Raw genomic sequence first — 16,176 nt, forward strand, 5'->3', positions numbered from 1 at the left:
CATTCAAGTTGCGTCGTCCCCATAAAAAAACCAGCGCCTACGGGCGCTGGATTTGTCAGTACAGATCAAACGTCAGGCTGGTGCCTTCCAGCCCAGCATCCGTTGCTGAGCAACCTTGAGCAAATCGCAACCGTCCTGCGTCAGCAGGTAAAGGGCATGCGTGATGTGGGGGATGTCCTGCACGTCGCCGTCCTTGAAACATTGGAGGTGGAGTGTTTCAAGTAGCTCGCTGGAGGCGCGGATGCGCTGGAGGGCGGCTTCGAGGATGTCTTGGGGGTTGGCTTCGGTGTCGATGACCAGAGGAGATGTTTCGGTGACGCTGCTTTTGATTGAACGGTGACGTTCGGGGAACGGATTAATCGTTGTCATAGTTAGTTACTCGCCTGTTTTGAAGTAACCGCCAGCACCGTGACCAAACGATGGGAGGCGGACCGTGTACAGGTTTGGTCAACTGAGAACAGTAACTCAGCTCGCCCGAAGGCGTCCTGCACACAGCCGCCACAGCATTGCGCCATGCGAACAGAGATGTCCGCAAAGCGAATGATGTCACACTTGTATGCACTGTTTAATTATTCAGGTGACCAAACCTGTTCGCTGATTTTGCAGCGAGCCCAAACAGTAATCTCTATGCCTCATCAGCCGAAAGTCGACAAAGCATCTGTCCTTGTAGGACGAAGCCGAAGCTACCGAAGATTTTCACCCCAACGAAACGCCTTACGGAATCGCCCCTCACGACAGGCAGCGTTCAGCCGGGAAATCGATGCCCGACCGGGCGATGGCGGGAAAGAGATCAGCCTTCTGAAAGTAGAAGATTGGGCAGTTCTGTGGAGCAAAAAAACACCGACCCAGGCCGGTGTATTCGCGCCGATACATCTATGGAACGGTAGACTCCAGATCAAATTTTACGATATTGAGTTCGCCATCGACCTTAAAATACGCAGTGTTGTGGAAATCGTATATGGTTTCTTCGCACTTTAGTTTAACCCTATCGCCTGAAACCCCACGAACAGCCTCAGTACCTTTTGTGACAAGAAATGGTGTTGTCTTCTTGGATTTTTCAAGAGCGTCCTCGTCAGTACGCTGAAGATCCATGAGAAAGTACCGATAAATATACGGAACAGTAGCGCCCCCTGAATCATAAGAGATTTCATATACAGCCCCGCCTTCACCGACTTTCGTGACTGAGACAACATTGGCAGGTTCCGGCCTGCTTGGAGCAGACACATATATATATAGCGCCTGACCAAGACATATAATCAGAAGCCCCCAAATACGCCATTTAGTACCCTTTCGACTTTGCATACTCTATATCCATACTTGATCAACAGGATCGTCGCCAAAAGGCGATTCCGACCACCATTTGTCAAATGCTGACTCCGAGGTTCCTGCTACAGACTGTGCTGCTCCAGCAGCCCTCAAAAGTATCCCCTCTGAAATGCCTGCCGCTGTACCAACAGCACCATAGTTAAAGTTACCAAAACTTTCATACTGACGACCATGTTGTTTGTAATCCCAATCACCTCCATTTCGGACTTTTTTATAAAACCAGCTAAACAGAAACGCAGAACCGCCGGTGCTAAAATATTCGTTCTGCTCCTTGGATTCCTGCAGATTTTGGTCTATAGAAACCTCCGGCGGTGCAACAGGATACTGCTTGAGCTCAACCAGTTCTTTTGCAGTCATTAGCTGATTTTCCGCCTGAGCTATTTGCGCGGCTTGAGCTTCTTCAATGCTTGCCAAAAACTGCTCTTTTTCTTTCAAGCGACGAGCTATTTCCGAGTACACCTGAGCCAGTCTCGCAGCTTCATAGCTGTTGGCCCAGTCAACGAGCAGGTCTTTTTTGACATAGACTCTCGCTAAGCTGCTCTGTATAAAACTCCCGGCAATTTTACTGTCGGAAGCGAGAACATCATAACCTCCAAATAAAGATTTCGAGCGCTTTGATTTATCATCGGCTTCCGATTGTTTCGCAAGATAAAGTCTTACAACAATATTTTTCTCTTTAATTATCGTTTGATTCGGAGTGTTTGAATCCATTTGCACATTCAATCCACCTTCCGCCTTGATTTCTAAATCTATATCCGAGTCAATGGCGGCAATATTTTTTTCGTGCTGCTGATCTAGCCTGGCCTTATTATCCGAAATCCATTGCCCTACATTGTTTCGGACGACGACAAGACGACTAAGTATGTCTTCATGCATTAGAGGGCCACCGCGTATTGCAGTGTTGCGGGTCGTTAGCAGAGAAAAGTCATCTCGCCTTCCTACTATATCTGTTGTTCCGAGCTCTACGGTCATGCTTCAAACTCCCTTTGAACTGAATGAACGTATATAAAGCACAGCCCCGTATAGGGACCTCCCAGACTTACGGAGCATCTCCTTTTTAAACATTAACCGAGCGAATAATGGCGCACATGTATGTGGTGGCATCAGCTAGCCAACCCCGTTCGCTGATTTTGCAGCGAGCCCAAACAGTAATTGCTACGCCCCATCAGCCGAAAGTCGACAAAGCATCCACTCTTGTAGGACGAAGCCGAAGCTACCGAAGATTTTCACCCCAACGAAACGCCTGACAGAATCGTCCCTTACGACAGGCGGCATTCAGCCGGGTTAACCATTGCTTAACCCTGCGGTCCAAAACTTTACTGGACCGCACGCCCTCAGGTTCCTCTGACGCCCAGTGCGGCAGGTTCGACGTTCACTACGTCGAACTCTCGTTCCGTCCGCACCGGAGATTGCTCATGAATACGCGCATTTTGCTGGTTACCGCTGCCCTCGCCTGCACCGGGTTTGCCGGGCTTGCCCAGGCCGACGACACCACTTCCTCACAAGCCGTGCCCTACGAATACGGGATGCCGCTGCACGTGGCCAAGGTGGTTGCGCTGACCGAACCTACGACGCTGGACTGCAAAGTCATTACGGCTGAGATGAAGTACATCGATACGTCGGGCAAACCCGCAGAGATCTCGTATCGCAAATGGTCGGATGCGTGCAGTTATCAGAATTGATAACGCGACACTCATGCTTTTCTGTAGGAGCGAGCTTGCTCGCGAAAAACGTTCGGATAATGCGTTTATTCAGAAAACACGCGTTATCGCTTACGCCCTTCGCGAGCAAGCTTGCTCCTACAGGATTGGCTTATAGCGCTTGCCGGTCGGGATGCAGCGTCTGCAGCGCTGCCCTATGCTGAATTTCGGTGCGCAGCTCGGCGATCAGGTCATTGATTTCCCGGCAGCCATTGAGTGTGCTGGCGTCTATGCCCGTAACCAATAGATCCACTTGATCGGTCTGGCCGTCGGCATACACCTTGATGCTCATCGACAGGTCGGGCGTCAGCGTGCATTGACAACGTTTCGGCAGAAAACTGCTTTCGATGATGTTGCGAAGTTCCAAGGCAGAAAGAAACATGGCGACCCTCTCCTTATGTGAGATTGCCAATCAGCTATCAATGCCGACTCAACTCATTCGCGGCCAGCTTCAGGACCAGATGAAGCATAAAACATGCCCCGGATTTCGCCGTGCAGCTCATCGGTAATTCAAAGGTTTAATGTGTCTTCAAGTAAATGGACTCATGCAGTCTGCATGAACGCAGGTTCTCGCCCCTGCAAATTGCAACCTGATGAGTCCGGGTTTGCATTGGCCGCCCATGGCAGTAAAAATGCGGCCACTCCCTTTAACATCCGCTGACCCTACTCACACGCAAGGAGGCATCATGGGTTCATTGACCCGAATCACTACCGTCGGCCTGATTGTTGCCGGGCTATCGACCGTTGTTCACGCAGCGAAACTCGAAGACGTTGCACCGTTTCCCAAAGCCGAAAACGGCTTCACCCGCCAGGTCATTCACCTCGCCCCGCAATCCGCTGAAGACAACTACCAGGTCGAAATTCTCGCCGGTAAGACCTTGACCGTTGACTGCAATCGCCAACGCCTGGGCGGTATGCTCGAGGAGAAAAACCTCGAAGGCTGGGGCTACCCGTTCTACCGCCTCGAAAAAGTGATCGGCCCGATGAGCACGCTGATGGCCTGCCCGGATGGCAAAAGCAAACAGGACTTCGTCCCGGTGGTCGGTGACGGTTTCAGGTTGCGTTACAACAGCAAGCTGCCGATCGTGCTGTATGTGCCCAAGGACGTTGAAGTGCGCTATCGGATTTGGTCGGCGTCGAGCACGGTCGAAAAAGCTGTTCAGGAATAATCCCCGTCCCAATGCAAAACCTGTAGGAGCAAGCTTGCTCGCGATAGCGGACTTTCAGCCACCAGATGTGTTGAATGTACAACCGTCATCGCGAGCAGGCTCGCTCCCACAGGGGGGAACGGGTGATCGATTGGCGCCCAGCGCGGCGCGCTCGGCGACGTGGCGCAAGCTGTCGAAGTTGATGTTGGCGCCGGAGTCGATGGCCACCAGCGTCTGACCACGCACGCCAGTCTGCGCCACGTATTTCTTGATGCCCGCAACGGCCAACGCACCGGAAGGTTCGGTGATCGAGCGGGTATCGTCGTAGATGTTCTTGATCGCGGCGCAGAGTTCGTCATTGCTGACGGTCAGCACCTCATCTACGCAAAACCGGCACACCTCGAAACCATAAGCGCCGATCTGCGCGACAGCGACGCCATCGGCGAATGTGCCGACGTTGGGCAGGACAACACGCTCACCGGCCTGTAAGGCGGCGCGCAGACACGCGGAATGTTCCGACTCGACGCCAATGATGCGGATTTCAGGTCGCAGGTATTTGACGTACGCGGCGATGCCCGCGATCAGGCCGCCACCGCCCACGGGCACGAAGATCGCGTCGAGCGCCCCTTGGTGCTGACGGAGGATTTCCATGGCGACGGTGCCCTGCCCCGCGATCACGTCCGGGTCGTCGAAGGGCGAAACGAAGGTGCGGCCGGTTTGTTCTGCCAGGTTCAAGGCGTACGCCAGGGCAAACGGAAAACTCTCCCCGTGCAGCACGGCATCGGCACCGCGGCTGCGCACTCCGAGCACCTTCAATTCCGGCGTTGTGGCGGGCATGACGATGGTCGCGGCAATCCCCAATTCACGCGCCGCCAGCGCCACGCCCTGGGCATGGTTGCCTGCCGAGGCGGTGATCACACCGCGCGCCTTCTGCTCATCGCTGAGCTGTACCAACTTGTTGTAGGCGCCACGGATCTTGAAGGAAAAAGTCGGCTGCAAGTCTTCGCGTTTCAACAGGATCTGATTGCCCAGGGCTTCGGACAGCGCCGACGCGGCTTGCAACGGCGTGCGTACCGCCAGTTCGTACACCGGCGCGGCGAGGATCTTTTTGACGTAATGCTCAAGCAAGGTCTGCTGGGCGGGTGTGCTGTTCATGGTCGTCTCCTGACGTTGATCAGAACCCAAGAGACAGAAAGTAAAAACCCGCCTCTAGGGCGGGTTGGGTGCTGCAGTCGTGAGCTAGCCCGCCAAATAAGGAATGGCGGTAATAATGCTTGGCTGGCAGCGCAATACGGTGGAAGTCATGGCTGGAAATTAGCCGGGCATGACAGGCAAGTCAATGGCCAAATTTTCCCGGCCTGTGTAGGCTCGCTGTTCTGCTCATCGTCCAAGGAAGGAAACCATGAAGTCTGTCGCCCTGCCCCTGATTGCCCTGCTCGCCTTCGCTGGCTACACCGTTGCGGTGATGCTCCAGGCGGAGCAATCGTTGATCGAATTTGGCATCAGCCTGATGTCGCGACCTGATACGGCGCAGGTGGTGATTGATCTTTATCTGCTGGCGACGCTGGCCGGGGTGTGGATGTACAGCGATGCGCGCAAGCGTGGGCAGTCGGCATTGTCCGTCATTCCCTATCTATTGCTCACCGCGATTTTTGTGTCGATTGGGCCGTTGTTGTATCTCGTGGTTCGGGGGTTGCAGGATCGGAAGAGGTCCGTGGGTGCCACGCAAGAAGTCTGATCCGAAGTGTTTGGGGTTATTGAGGCCGCCATCGCCGGCAAGCCGGCTCCTACAAGTGGTGCGCGCCGCTGTAGGAGCCGGCTTGCCGGCGATGGCGGCCTGACATTCACCACATCATTTGGCCAACCGCCGCAGCCCCATCACCATCACTCCCGCCCCTAGCATCATCGCCGTCAAAAACAATGGATACGACACCCACCACGGCGTACCCGCCGTCATCATGCTGAACTCGGACATGCCGCCGATGCTCGCAATCAGGTTCAGCGGCAGGAACACCACGTTGATCAGCGTCAGTTTGCGCAGCAGGTTGTTCATGCTGTTGTTCATCAGGTTGCCCCGGGCGTCGATCAGCCCAGAGAACACCGTGGAATAGATTTCCGCCTGTTTGTAGCACTGGTTGTTTTCAATGATCAGGTCGTCGATCAGGCCGATGGCCTCGGCGCCGAAGTGCTCCTTTTCCGCGTGGTTGCGCAGCCGGGTCAGGACCGCGCCGTTGCTGTGTATCGCGTTGATGTAATAGATCAGGCTTTCACTGAGGTTGAACATCTGGATGAGGTGCTGGTTCTGCATCGACGCATTGAATTTCTGCTGCAACTCCCGCGCAACCAGCTTGATCACCTTGAGGTGGCCCAGGTAGTGATGGATGTTGTTGAACAGCAGATCCAGCAACACATCCAGCGGCGTGTTCAGTTTCTGCCGGGTGCCGAGCCCATGCAGCGGTGAGTCGTCGGTGGCGATCACCAACAAACGCTGGGTAGAAAACAGCAAGCCGCAGGACGACACTTCAAAAGCCAGGCTGCCGGCACCGGAGTAATTCTCCGGGCGCTTCCAGATCAGGAACAGGTTGTCGGGGTGAAACTCGATGCGCGATACCTCATCGGGGTCCAGCGCCGATGCCAGGGCGTGTTCATCGAGTTTGAAATGGCTGTGCAGCAAGTCGCGCTCGGCCGCATCGGGGTTGCTGAACAGCATCACTTCGGCGTCCAGCCGTTCGACCGCATGCAGCACGCCGTGGGTCAGTTGAAAGCTCTTGATCATCGGCCGTTCACCAGGCCTGGCCGCGGCGTTTGAGTTCCAGTCGACGGACGAACTCTTCCAGCACCAACGAGTACAAATTGTCCTGCAGATACGCGTCTTCGATGCCGGCGTCCATGTTCGGGTTGTCGTTGACCTCGATGACCACCACCTTGTCGCCGGACTGCTTGAGGTCGACGCCGTAGAGGCCGTCGCCGATGAGGTTCGCGGTTTTCACCGCCAGCTCCACCACGGCGCGCGGTGCTTCGTGCACCGCCAGGGTACGGCACTCGCCGTTGATGTCCTGCCCCTTGGCCTTGTGGTTGTAGATCTGCCAATGGCCCTTGGACATGAAGTACTGGCAGGCAAAGATCGGTTTGCGGTTGAGCACGCCGATGCGCCAGTCGTACTCGGTGTAGAAGAACTCCTGAGCCAGCAACAGCACCGAGTGTTCGAACAGTTCGGCGGTCGCTTCGAGCAAGGCTTGCTGGCTCTCGACTTTGATCACGCCACGGGAGAAACAGCCGTCGGGAATCTTCAACACCAGCGGAAAACCCAGGCGCTCGCCGACCCGTTCGAAGTCTTCCGGTCGTTCCTTGTAGAGAATTTCGGTGGCGGGCATGCCCAATTGATGGCTGTTGAGCAGGTCGGTCAGGTAGACCTTGTTGGTGCAACGCAGGATCGATGCCGGGTCATCCATCACCACCAGCCCTTCGCTCTCGGCTTTTTTCGCGAAACGGTAGGTGTGGTTGTCGACGCTTGTAGTCTCGCGGATCAGCAGCCCGTCGTATTCGGCGATGCGTGCGTAGTCCTTGCGCTCGATCAACTCCACGTCGATACCCAAGGTCTTGCCCACGCGTACGAAATTTTCCAGTGCCTTGGGATTGGACGGCGGCAACGCTTCCTGCGGATCGTGCAGGATCGCCAGGTCATAACGGGCCAGACGTCGCGACCGTGGCACGCGCCAGATCTTGCGGCTGAACGTGTCGAGTGAGTGGGCGAACTGATCTTCCTGATCTTCGCGCAACTTGTGCAAGGCGCCAGACTTTATCCCTTCGATGTGCCAGCCATTAGTTCGGCGAAACTCAACTAATAATATCGGACACGGAAACACTTCAAACAACTGTCGCGCCAAGTCCTGCAATGGCTCTATATGTGTCTTGCCAAAATACAGGGTCAGGGTAAAACCTTCGGTATCACTGTAAAGGTGATGACTGAGGGCTTTTTCCAGGGTTTTATCCAGGTCATCTAGCGCCAGACCGTACAAGGCTTTGCGCGTCAGTTCGCTGATGGTGCGCACCGATGGAATAACCTTGTGCCCCCGCGCCTCGGCCAGCAGCGAGCAGTAATAACCGTGCCCCAGGTACTTGTAGCTGCGGCACAGGTTGATCACCTGGACCCGTTTGCCCTGCTCGTTGTCGCGGGTCTGCTCAAGGTATTCCTGAGCCGTGACAATGTCTTCGCTGGGAAAATAGGACGCCCAGTCTTCCTTGCGTTCGACGATGATAATCAACTGACTTGAAGTTCTAACCGTGTCATTTAAATAAGTTGCTGCCGGCAAACTTTGCTCGGATACTTCGCGCCAATGACCTTGTACCGCTGACATAGTGATTGATCCGTTGGAGAACAAGACCTTTCCTATTAAGCACGAACTTTTTCGAAAGTCCCGTTTCGTTACGCAACTTTTACGGCGGTCATATGAATCCTGTCTTTCGCTTGGCGGTAGTTGAAGACTTACCCGCGTTGCTGGCACTCGAACAGCAATGTTTCACCACGGACCGGCTCACCAGCCGCAGCTTTCAATGGATGATCACCCGCGCTCACGGACGACTGCTGGTGGCCCAGCGTGGCGAGCAATTGCTGGGTTACGCGGTGGTGTTGTTTCACCGGGGCACATCGCTGGCGCGGCTCTACTCGATTGCCATCGCCGAACAGGCACGCGGCAGTGGGCTCGGCAAGCAATTGCTGGAACGCATCGAGGCCTGCGCCCTGGAACACGACTGCGCGTACCTGCGGCTGGAAGTGCGTATCGACAACCCCGCCGCCATCGCCCTGTATGAGCGCAACGGTTACCGGCGCTTCGCGCTGATCCATGATTATTACCAGGACCATGCCGATGCGCTGCGCCTGGAAAAACGCATCCTTCAGCACCGTGACTCGCGCAATATCAACGTGCCCTGGTACGCCCAGACCACCGATTTCACCTGCGGCCCCGCGTGCCTGATGATGGCCATGGGCGCACTGCAAACCGGTCGCGTGCTGGAGCGCCGCGAAGAACTGCAGATCTGGCGCGAGGCGACCACCGTGTTCATGACCTCTGGCCACGGCGGGTGCAGCCCTCAAGGCCTGGCATTGGCGGCGGCGCGACGCGGGTTTCGTGTGCGCCTGCAAGTGAGCATGGCCGGGCCGTTGTTTCTCGATGGCGTGCGCAATGAGCATAAAAAAGACGTCATGCGCCTGGTGCATGAGGAGTTCATGGCTCAGTTGGGAACGACTGACGTCGAACAGGTGCTCGGTGGTCCGCTGGACCTGCCTAGGTTACTGAACGACGGCGGACAGCCGCTGGTGCTGATCAGCAGTTACCGGCTGACCCGTTCCAAGTCGCCGCACTGGGTGATCGTCACCGATTGCGATGAAGAGTTTGTGTACCTGCACGACCCGGATGTCGACCATAGCCAGCATCGTCAGCCCATGGATTGCCAGCATTTGCCGGTCAGCCATGGGGAGTTCGAAAAGATGTGCAGTTTCGGGCGCGGCAAGTTGCGGGCGGCGGTGATTCTTTATCAGCGCTAGATGTAGCCGCGAAGCGTGTAGGAGCAAGCTTGCTCGCGATAGCGGTCTGACAGTCAGCATCTATATCGATTGTTATTGCCTCATCGCGAGCAGGCTCACTCCTACAGGTTTTGCCAGCGGCTTCAGGAGTTGTGTTGAGTCAGTTACTTCAGCCCGACCTTGTACAACACGCCATCATCTTCATCGGTGAGCACATACAAATACCCGTCCGGCCCCTGCCGCACGTCGCGGATGCGTTTGTTCAGCTCGCCCATCAAACGCTCCTCGTGAACCACCCGGTCGCCGTCCAACTGCAGGCGTATCAACTCCTGACTGACCAGCGCACCGATGAACACGTTGTGCTGCCACGCCTTGAAGCGGTCAGCGTCGTAAAACGCCATGCCGCTCAGGCCGGGAGATTTTTCCCAGACGTGGCGCGGTGCAACAGTGCCCACAGCGGTCTTGCCCGTGGCTTCCGGGATCGGTTGACCGGAGTAGTTGATGCCATGGGTCGCCAGCGGCCAGCCGTAATTCTTGCCACGTTCGATGACGTTGATCTCGTCACCGCCGCGCGGGCCGTGTTCGTTTTCCCAGAGCACGCCGGTCCAGGGATTGAGCGCTGCGCCTTGTGGATTGCGCTGGCCGTACGACCAGATTTCCGGGCGCACGCCCGCCTGGCCGACAAAGGGGTTGTCGTCGGGCACCGTGCCGTCCGGGTAGATCCGCACGACCTTGCCTTGCAGCTTGTCCAGGTCCTGCGCGGTTGGCCGGTCATTGTTCTCGCCGAGGGTGATGAACAGGTAGCCGTCACGGTCGAACACCAGTCGCGAACCAAAGTGATTGCCGACCGAAAGTTTGGGCTCCTGACGGAAGATCACTTTGAAATTCCTGATCGCCGTCAGGTCTTGCGACAGTTGCCCGCGACCGACCGCCGTGCCGGCCTTGTTACCCTCGCCGCCACCTTCGGCGTAGGACAGATAGACCGTGCGGTCCTGTTTGAAATCGGGCGACAACACCACATCGAGCAGACCGCCCTGCCCTTTGGCCCAGACCTTCGGCACGCCACTGAGCGGTGCCGAAAGTTTGCCGTCGACGCTGACCACGCGCAGGTTGCCGGGCCGTTCGGTCACCAGCATCCCTTGGCGATCCGGCAGAAACGCCAAGGCCCACGGGTGATCCAGCCCCTTGGCGATGGGCGTGACCTCAAGGGTGCCCTGTTCACTTTTCAGCGCTTGCACGGACGCCGCGAAAACCGGCGCGACGGCGCTGATCAGGGCGCTGGCACACACAGTGGCCAGGAGGGTTTTACGCAACATGCACGATTCCTTTTGTCGTCTGAATGGCTGGCAAGACGTGCGTCCTGCTGCTCAACGGTTGCTGGTGCCTGCGTCCCGAGGGGGTGGATTAGGGATGAATTTCGGTGGGCTGACAGGCGCCGACCGATCCTGGGGATAGCGGTTGCCAATGCCGCCGTTGTCCAGCGTCGGTGACCGCGGAACGGGAACCGTGTTCGGCCCGCGGATGGCCGGTGCACTGGGTTGTGTGCCTTGCATGCTATTGGGGTTGGCCCGGCGAATCGGGCTGTTGTAAGGATTGCTGGCGGCGCCCGTCGGGCTCTGGGCCAACAGCATCGGGAATACGGGTAACCGGGTGTCGGCCTGGGCCAGTTGGCTCAGCACGCCCGTCAATACCATCGTGATGATGCCAAACGCTAATCGGTTCATGACCAGTCCCTCCAGGTGATACAGCCTTCGATAGCACGCTACGCCGAGGGTTCGGATTTGTTAACCAAAACCATGTAACACGAAGTTGATCCCCTGCCAGGACTGGCTGGTACGCCGCTGAAAACTTTGCGCCGGGCCATGGGCAGCCACGACGCGTCAATCAGATCCAGACAAAAATCGCCAGCAACCCGGCAAAAATCGCCCACTTCTCCAGGTAATAGAGTTTGCGGTTGCGCTTCTTCAACGCTTTGCCGCGCAGGCGAATCTTGTAGATTCTGGTGAACAGTCGATTGATGCCACCCGTCTTGTCGCCCACTTCGTTCGGCGCACCCGCCGCCGACATCACGTTGCGGCTGAACCAGCCATTGAACGCCGCCGCCCAGCGATACTTCATGGGGCGCTCGATGTCGCAGAACAAAATGATGCGGTTCTGCTGCGTAGTGTTTTCGGCGTAATGAATGAAGGTTTCGTCAAACATCACCGCTTCACCGTCACGCCAGTGATAGTTCTCGCCATCGACGTTGATGTAGCAACCGGCGTCGTTCGGCGTCTCCAGGCCCAGGTGATAACGGTAGGAACCGGCATACGGGTCGCGGTGACGTACCAGTTTCGAACCGGGCGGCAGTTCGGCGAACATCGCCGCCTTGATCGAACCGATGCTCTGCACCAGTTCGGTGGTGCGCGGGCAAAGCTTCATTGCCGAAGGATGACTGTCGCCGTACCACTTCAAGTAGAAGCGCTTCCAGCCGGTTTTGAAGAACGAGTTGAAGCCGACGTCGTCGTACTGGTTCGAGCGCTTGATCTCACCCGCCTTGAGCAGGTTCTGACCTTCGGCGCGGATTTCTTCCCAATGGGTCTGCAACGGGCTCAGGTCCGGGAAGTCGGCCGGATCGAGATACGGTTTGTTGGGAATCTTCGAGAACAGGTACAGGAAGCAATTGATCGGCGCGAGAAACGTCGAGTGATCGCTCAGTTGGCGGCCCACTTTGTGGCGCACTTGACCGCGCAGGTGGACGTACGCAATCGATACAACATAAATAGCGGCAATGATGAGTTTCACGAAATCGTCACACGTCAGAAGTGAACAAACTGCGACACCTGACAGGCCCTACGGCCCAAGGGTCTTGTGCAGCGTCTGAATACGAAACAGCGTCCCTGAGGCGCGTCCTAGAGCATCCCCGTGGCCGGCACCCGGTTGAAAGATGGCATTTTAGCCACGGCTTGTAACAAATGGTTAGCATTCAGGTGTGAAAATCTGTCCACTTGTACCGCCAAAGCATCCGTGCGGCCTCAACGCCCTATCGTTTAAAGAGCCAGACCAGTACAATCGCCGCCAAACATTACGCGCCCCCCTTGGTTGATGACGGGAATGAACCCCGTCTCAGCGCACTTCGACTCGGGCCAAGCGCTCCAACTGCTGCTGTCCACTTATTGCCAGATGGACCTTCCGCTTCTGATCGGGATGTATTTCCCGTGGTTTGAATACCGGAAACGGGTACTGAATCGGTACTGCCGCAACCCTAGCTACTCTGAATGCTTCGCAGGAAAAACCTTTGATCTCTACAGCTAACATCACGATGCAGTTCGGCGCCAAGCCGCTATTCGAAAACGTTTCGGTCAAATTCGGCGCGGGCAACCGCTACGGCTTGATCGGCGCCAACGGCTGCGGCAAGTCGACTTTCATGAAAATCCTCGGTGGCGACCTCGAGCCTTCCGGCGGTCAGGTCATGCTCGAGCCGAACGTGCGTCTGGGTAAATTGCGCCAGGACCAGTTCGCCTACGAAGAATTCACCGTGATCGACACAGTGATCATGGGTCACGAAGAACTGTGGAAGGTTAAAGCCGAGCGCGACCGCATCTACTCGCTGCCGGAAATGACCGAAGAAGACGGCATGGCCGTGGCCGAGCTGGAAACCGAATTCGCCGAAATGGACGGCTACACCGCCGAATCCCGCGCCGGCGAACTGTTGCTGGGCCTGGGTATCGGCATCGAACAGCACTTTGGCCCGATGAGCGAGGTTTCCCCAGGCTGGAAACTCCGTGTATTGCTGGCGCAGGCGCTGTTCTCCGATCCTGAAGTACTGTTGCTCGACGAACCGACCAACCACCTGGACATCAACACCATCCGCTGGCTGGAAAACGTGCTGACCCAGCGCTCCAGCCTGATGATCATCATCTCTCACGACCGTCACTTCCTGAACAGCGTGTGCACCCACATGGCTGACCTGGATTACGGCGAGCTGCGCCTGTTCCCGGGCAACTACGACGAGTACATGACCGTGGCGACCCAGTCCCGCGAGCAACTGCTGTCGGACAACGCCAAGAAGAAGGCACAGATTTCGGAACTGCAATCGTTCGTCAGCCGCTTCTCGGCCAACGCCTCGAAAGCCAAGCAGGCCACTTCCCGCGCCAAGGCGATCGACAAGATCCAGCTGGCCGAAGTCAAGCCTTCGAGCCGTGTGAGCCCGTTCATCCGCTTCGAACAAACCAAGAAGCTGCACCGTCAAGCGGTCATCGTCGAGGGCATGGCCAAAGGCTTCGACGGCAAGACACTGTTCAAGGACTTCAGTTTCCAGGTTGAAGCTGGCGAGCGTGTTGCGATCATCGGCCCGAACGGTATCGGCAAAACTACCCTGCTGCGCACCCTGGTCAACGAATTGACCCCGGATGCCGGCACCGTGAAGTGGACCGACGCCGCGGAACTGGGCTACTACGCCCAGGACCACGCGCACGACTTCGAAGACGACTGCAACCTGTTCGACTGGATGGGCCAGTGGACCCAGGGCGGCGAGCAACTGGTTCGCGGCACCCTCGGCCGCATGCTGTTCTCCAACGACGAGATTCTGAAGTCGGTCAAGGTCATCTCCGGTGGTGAGCAAGGTCGCATGCTGTTCGGCAAGCTGATCCTGCAAAAGCCGAACGTGCTGATCATGGACGAACCGACCAACCACTTGGACATGGAATCCATCGAGGCGCTGAACCTGGCGCTGGAGAACTATCCGGGCACGCTGATCTTCGTCAGCCACGACCGTGAGTTCGTATCGTCGCTGGCCACCCGCATCATCGAGTTGAGCCCTAGCGGCGTGATCGACTTCAGCGGTACTTATGATGATTACCTGCGTAGTCAGGGCGTTGTGTTCTAAGCGTTCGCTATAAATGAAAAGCCCTGTCCATGTGACGGGGCTTTTTGCATTTCAGGATCAAATAGCTTGAGCCTGCGGTAACCGGTCCCTGTAGGAGCCGGCTTGCCGGCGATAGCGTCCTCAAGATCGCCATCGCCAGCAAGCCGGCTCCTACAGTAGTCCGTATTCCAAGTCAGGAAGGTGCGATGTTTGATCGTTAGCCTGCTTTCTTTTATTCCACACCCGCGCCATGATGGACCTCTCCCACCGCCGCCCGCGAACGAGCCCTCATGTCTGCGCAGCAACTGCCACCGCAAAGCTCCATGGCGATCACCCTGCAGATCGTCTCCATCGTTTTCTATACCTTTATTGCCTTCCTTTGCATCGGCCTGCCGATTGCTGTGTTGCCGGGTTATGTCCACGAACAGCTCGGGTTCAGCGCCGTCGTCGCAGGGCTGACCATCGGTTCGCAATACCTCGCCACCCTGCTCAGCCGCCCGATGGCCGGGCGCATGTCGGACAGCATCGGAACGAAACGATCGATTGTTTACGGGTTGGCGGGGATTGTCTTGAGCGGCGCGCTGACGTTGCTGTCGACGCTGCTGCAAAGCTTTCCGCTGACGAGCCTGTTGATCCTGATCGCCGGCCGTTTGTTGCTGGGCATCGCGCAGGGATTGATCGGCGTTGGCACCATCAGTTGGTGCATGGGCCAGGTCGGCGCGGAACACACCGCGCGCTCGATCTCGTGGAATGGCATCGCGTCCTACGGCGCCATCGCGATCGGTGCGCCATTGGGCGTCGTGATGGTGGCCGCGTATGGTTTTGCCAGCCTGGGCATCGCGTTGTCATTGCTGGCTGCGTTGGCGCTGCTGCTGATCCGCAATAAACCTTCGGTGCCAGTGGTTCGCGGTGAACGCCTGCCGTTCTGGGCGGTGTTCGGGCGTATTGCGCCGTTCGGCGCGAGCTTGAGCCTGGCGTCGATCGGCTACGGCACGCTGACCACCTTTATTACCCTGTATTACGTCAACCGTGGCTGGACCGGCGCCGCGTACTGTCTGACGGTGTTCGGTGTCTGCTTCATTCTGGCGCGACTGCTGTTCATTTCCAGCATCAGTCGTTTTGGTGGATTCACCTCGGCGATTGTCTGCATGAGCATTGAAACAGCGGGCCTGGTGCTGCTGTGGCTCGCGCCGTCGACCGGTTTCGCCCTGATTGGCGCGGGTCTGGCCGGGTTTGGCCTGTCGCTGGTGTACCCGGCGTTGGGGGTAGAAGCCATTAAACAGGTGCCCAACTCCAGTCGCGGCGCGGGTTTGAGTGCTTATGCGGTGTTTTTCGATCTGGCGTTGGCGATTGCCGGACCGCTGATGGGCGCAGTGGCGTTGAACCTGGGGTATTCGTGGATTTTCTTCAGTGCGGCAATGTTGTCGATCACCGGCCTGGCCCTGACTCTGCTACTGAAACGCCGCGCTACAGCCTGATCATTTCAAATCATGCCGGCGATGGCGATTTCATGGACGCCATCGCCAGCAAGCCGGCTCCTACGGATTCGGGGATGACTGGGTTTGTGGGTACGCCGCAAGACCTGTAGGAGCCCGGCTTGCCGGCGATGGCGATTTCATGGACGCCATCGCC

General features: G+C 57.0%; 15 protein-coding genes and 1 pseudogene. 6 read left to right on the top strand and 10 right to left on the bottom strand.

What is annotated here, in order from left to right:
- Positions 1–72: 72 nt before the first annotated feature.
- The 3 genes from PMI32_RS21685 to PMI32_RS30585 all read right to left on the bottom strand — a co-directional run bounded on the left by PMI32_RS21685 (position 73) and on the right by PMI32_RS30585 (position 2,298).
- The gene (locus PMI32_RS21685) at positions 73–369 is read right to left on the bottom strand and encodes a hypothetical protein (protein WP_008026572.1); all 297 of its coding nucleotides are present in this window, start codon (positions 367–369) and stop codon (positions 73–75) included.
- 504 nt (positions 370–873) lie between these two features.
- Positions 874–1,302 (bottom strand): hypothetical protein, encoded by a 429-nt coding sequence (locus PMI32_RS30235; protein WP_157214349.1) that lies wholly within the window; start codon positions 1,300–1,302, stop codon positions 874–876.
- 3 nt (positions 1,303–1,305) lie between these two features.
- Entirely contained in the window at positions 1,306–2,298 is a 993-nt protein-coding gene (locus PMI32_RS30585; RefSeq protein WP_008026576.1) for a polymorphic toxin type 44 domain-containing protein, read from the bottom strand.
- 443 nt (positions 2,299–2,741) lie between these two features.
- Here PMI32_RS30585 and PMI32_RS21675 point away from each other — a divergent pair, with 443 nt between their 5' ends.
- Complete coding sequence (locus tag PMI32_RS21675) at positions 2,742–3,008, top strand: DUF2790 domain-containing protein (RefSeq protein ID WP_008026577.1); 267 nt, start codon at positions 2,742–2,744, stop codon at positions 3,006–3,008.
- 130 nt (positions 3,009–3,138) lie between these two features.
- Here PMI32_RS21675 and PMI32_RS21670 read toward each other — a convergent pair whose 3' ends face one another.
- Positions 3,139–3,408 (bottom strand): DUF1652 domain-containing protein, encoded by a 270-nt coding sequence (locus PMI32_RS21670; protein ID WP_008026579.1) that lies wholly within the window; start codon positions 3,406–3,408, stop codon positions 3,139–3,141.
- Positions 3,409–3,712: 304 nt separating this feature from the next.
- On the opposite strand from PMI32_RS21670, the gene eco reads away from it, so the two are divergent.
- Positions 3,713–4,195, top strand: coding sequence for a serine protease inhibitor ecotin (gene eco / locus PMI32_RS21665; RefSeq protein ID WP_008026580.1), 483 nt, complete (start codon positions 3,713–3,715; stop codon positions 4,193–4,195).
- A gap of 117 nt (positions 4,196–4,312) precedes the next feature.
- On the opposite strand, the pseudogene ilvA reads toward eco, so the two are convergent.
- Positions 4,313–5,329 (bottom strand): annotated as a pseudogene (gene ilvA, locus PMI32_RS21660) (threonine ammonia-lyase, biosynthetic); the annotation flags it as partial.
- A 247-nt stretch (positions 5,330–5,576) separates the two neighbouring features.
- Here ilvA and PMI32_RS21655 point away from each other — a divergent pair.
- Entirely contained in the window at positions 5,577–5,912 is a 336-nt protein-coding gene (locus PMI32_RS21655; protein WP_008026584.1) for a DUF2834 domain-containing protein, read from the top strand.
- A 114-nt stretch (positions 5,913–6,026) separates the two neighbouring features.
- On the opposite strand, the gene PMI32_RS21650 is transcribed toward PMI32_RS21655, so the two are convergent.
- Positions 6,027–6,950, bottom strand: a complete 924-nt coding sequence (locus tag PMI32_RS21650) for a magnesium transporter CorA family protein (RefSeq protein ID WP_008026585.1) — start codon at positions 6,948–6,950, stop codon at positions 6,027–6,029.
- Between the two features lie 7 nt (positions 6,951–6,957).
- Positions 6,958–8,532 (bottom strand): RimK family ATP-grasp domain-containing protein, encoded by a 1,575-nt coding sequence (locus tag PMI32_RS21645; protein WP_008026587.1) that lies wholly within the window; start codon positions 8,530–8,532, stop codon positions 6,958–6,960.
- Positions 8,533–8,624: 92 nt separating this feature from the next.
- Between PMI32_RS21645 and rimI the strand changes: the two genes are divergently transcribed.
- A complete protein-coding gene (gene rimI, locus PMI32_RS21640) occupies positions 8,625–9,719 on the top strand; it encodes a ribosomal protein S18-alanine N-acetyltransferase (RefSeq protein WP_008026588.1) in 1,095 nt (364 codons plus the stop codon).
- Positions 9,720–9,862: 143 nt separating this feature from the next.
- On the opposite strand, the gene PMI32_RS21635 is transcribed toward rimI, so the two are convergent.
- The 3 genes from PMI32_RS21635 to lpxO all read right to left on the bottom strand — a co-directional run bounded on the left by PMI32_RS21635 (position 9,863) and on the right by lpxO (position 12,482).
- Positions 9,863–11,014, bottom strand: coding sequence for a PQQ-dependent sugar dehydrogenase (locus tag PMI32_RS21635; RefSeq protein ID WP_008026590.1), 1,152 nt, complete (start codon positions 11,012–11,014; stop codon positions 9,863–9,865).
- 51 nt (positions 11,015–11,065) lie between these two features.
- The gene (locus PMI32_RS21630) at positions 11,066–11,422 is read right to left on the bottom strand and encodes a hypothetical protein (protein WP_008026592.1); all 357 of its coding nucleotides are present in this window, start codon (positions 11,420–11,422) and stop codon (positions 11,066–11,068) included.
- Positions 11,423–11,582: 160 nt separating this feature from the next.
- The gene (gene lpxO, locus PMI32_RS21625) at positions 11,583–12,482 is read right to left on the bottom strand and encodes a lipid A hydroxylase LpxO (protein ID WP_008026594.1); all 900 of its coding nucleotides are present in this window, start codon (positions 12,480–12,482) and stop codon (positions 11,583–11,585) included.
- A 493-nt stretch (positions 12,483–12,975) separates the two neighbouring features.
- Between lpxO and PMI32_RS21620 the strand changes: the two genes are divergently transcribed.
- On the top strand, positions 12,976–14,565 hold the full coding sequence (locus PMI32_RS21620; RefSeq protein ID WP_008026595.1) for an ABC-F family ATPase: 1,590 nt from the start codon (positions 12,976–12,978) through the stop codon (positions 14,563–14,565).
- A 269-nt stretch (positions 14,566–14,834) separates the two neighbouring features.
- On the top strand, positions 14,835–16,022 hold the full coding sequence (locus PMI32_RS21615) for an MFS transporter (protein ID WP_008026597.1): 1,188 nt from the start codon (positions 14,835–14,837) through the stop codon (positions 16,020–16,022).
- The last annotated feature ends 154 nt before the right edge of the window (positions 16,023–16,176 follow it).

It is taken from the genome of Pseudomonas sp. GM60 (assembly GCF_000282415.1).
Taxonomy (GTDB): domain Bacteria; phylum Pseudomonadota; class Gammaproteobacteria; order Pseudomonadales; family Pseudomonadaceae; genus Aquipseudomonas; species Aquipseudomonas migulae.

What these genes read in the sequence shown, in the direction of transcription:
- PMI32_RS21655 (WP_008026584.1), top strand. Translation starts at nt 5,577, where the DNA reads ATGAAGTCTGTCGCCCTGCCCCTGATTGCCCTGCTCGCCTTCGCTGGC.
- PMI32_RS21615 (WP_008026597.1), top strand. Translation starts at nt 14,835, where the DNA reads ATGTCTGCGCAGCAACTGCCACCGCAAAGCTCCATGGCGATCACCCTG.
- PMI32_RS21635 (WP_008026590.1), bottom strand. Translation starts at nt 11,014, where the DNA reads ATGTTGCGTAAAACCCTCCTGGCCACTGTGTGTGCCAGCGCCCTGATC.
- PMI32_RS21685 (WP_008026572.1), bottom strand. Translation starts at nt 369, where the DNA reads ATGACAACGATTAATCCGTTCCCCGAACGTCACCGTTCAATCAAAAGC.
- PMI32_RS21670 (WP_008026579.1), bottom strand. Translation starts at nt 3,408, where the DNA reads ATGTTTCTTTCTGCCTTGGAACTTCGCAACATCATCGAAAGCAGTTTT.
- PMI32_RS21645 (WP_008026587.1), bottom strand. Translation starts at nt 8,532, where the DNA reads ATGTCAGCGGTACAAGGTCATTGGCGCGAAGTATCCGAGCAAAGTTTG.
- PMI32_RS21630 (WP_008026592.1), bottom strand. Translation starts at nt 11,422, where the DNA reads ATGAACCGATTAGCGTTTGGCATCATCACGATGGTATTGACGGGCGTG.
- eco (WP_008026580.1), top strand. Translation starts at nt 3,713, where the DNA reads ATGGGTTCATTGACCCGAATCACTACCGTCGGCCTGATTGTTGCCGGG.
- PMI32_RS21650 (WP_008026585.1), bottom strand. Translation starts at nt 6,950, where the DNA reads ATGATCAAGAGCTTTCAACTGACCCACGGCGTGCTGCATGCGGTCGAA.
- PMI32_RS21675 (WP_008026577.1), top strand. Translation starts at nt 2,742, where the DNA reads ATGAATACGCGCATTTTGCTGGTTACCGCTGCCCTCGCCTGCACCGGG.
- PMI32_RS30235 (WP_157214349.1), bottom strand. Translation starts at nt 1,302, where the DNA reads ATGCAAAGTCGAAAGGGTACTAAATGGCGTATTTGGGGGCTTCTGATT.
- PMI32_RS30585 (WP_008026576.1), bottom strand. Translation starts at nt 2,298, where the DNA reads ATGACCGTAGAGCTCGGAACAACAGATATAGTAGGAAGGCGAGATGAC.
- rimI (WP_008026588.1), top strand. Translation starts at nt 8,625, where the DNA reads ATGAATCCTGTCTTTCGCTTGGCGGTAGTTGAAGACTTACCCGCGTTG.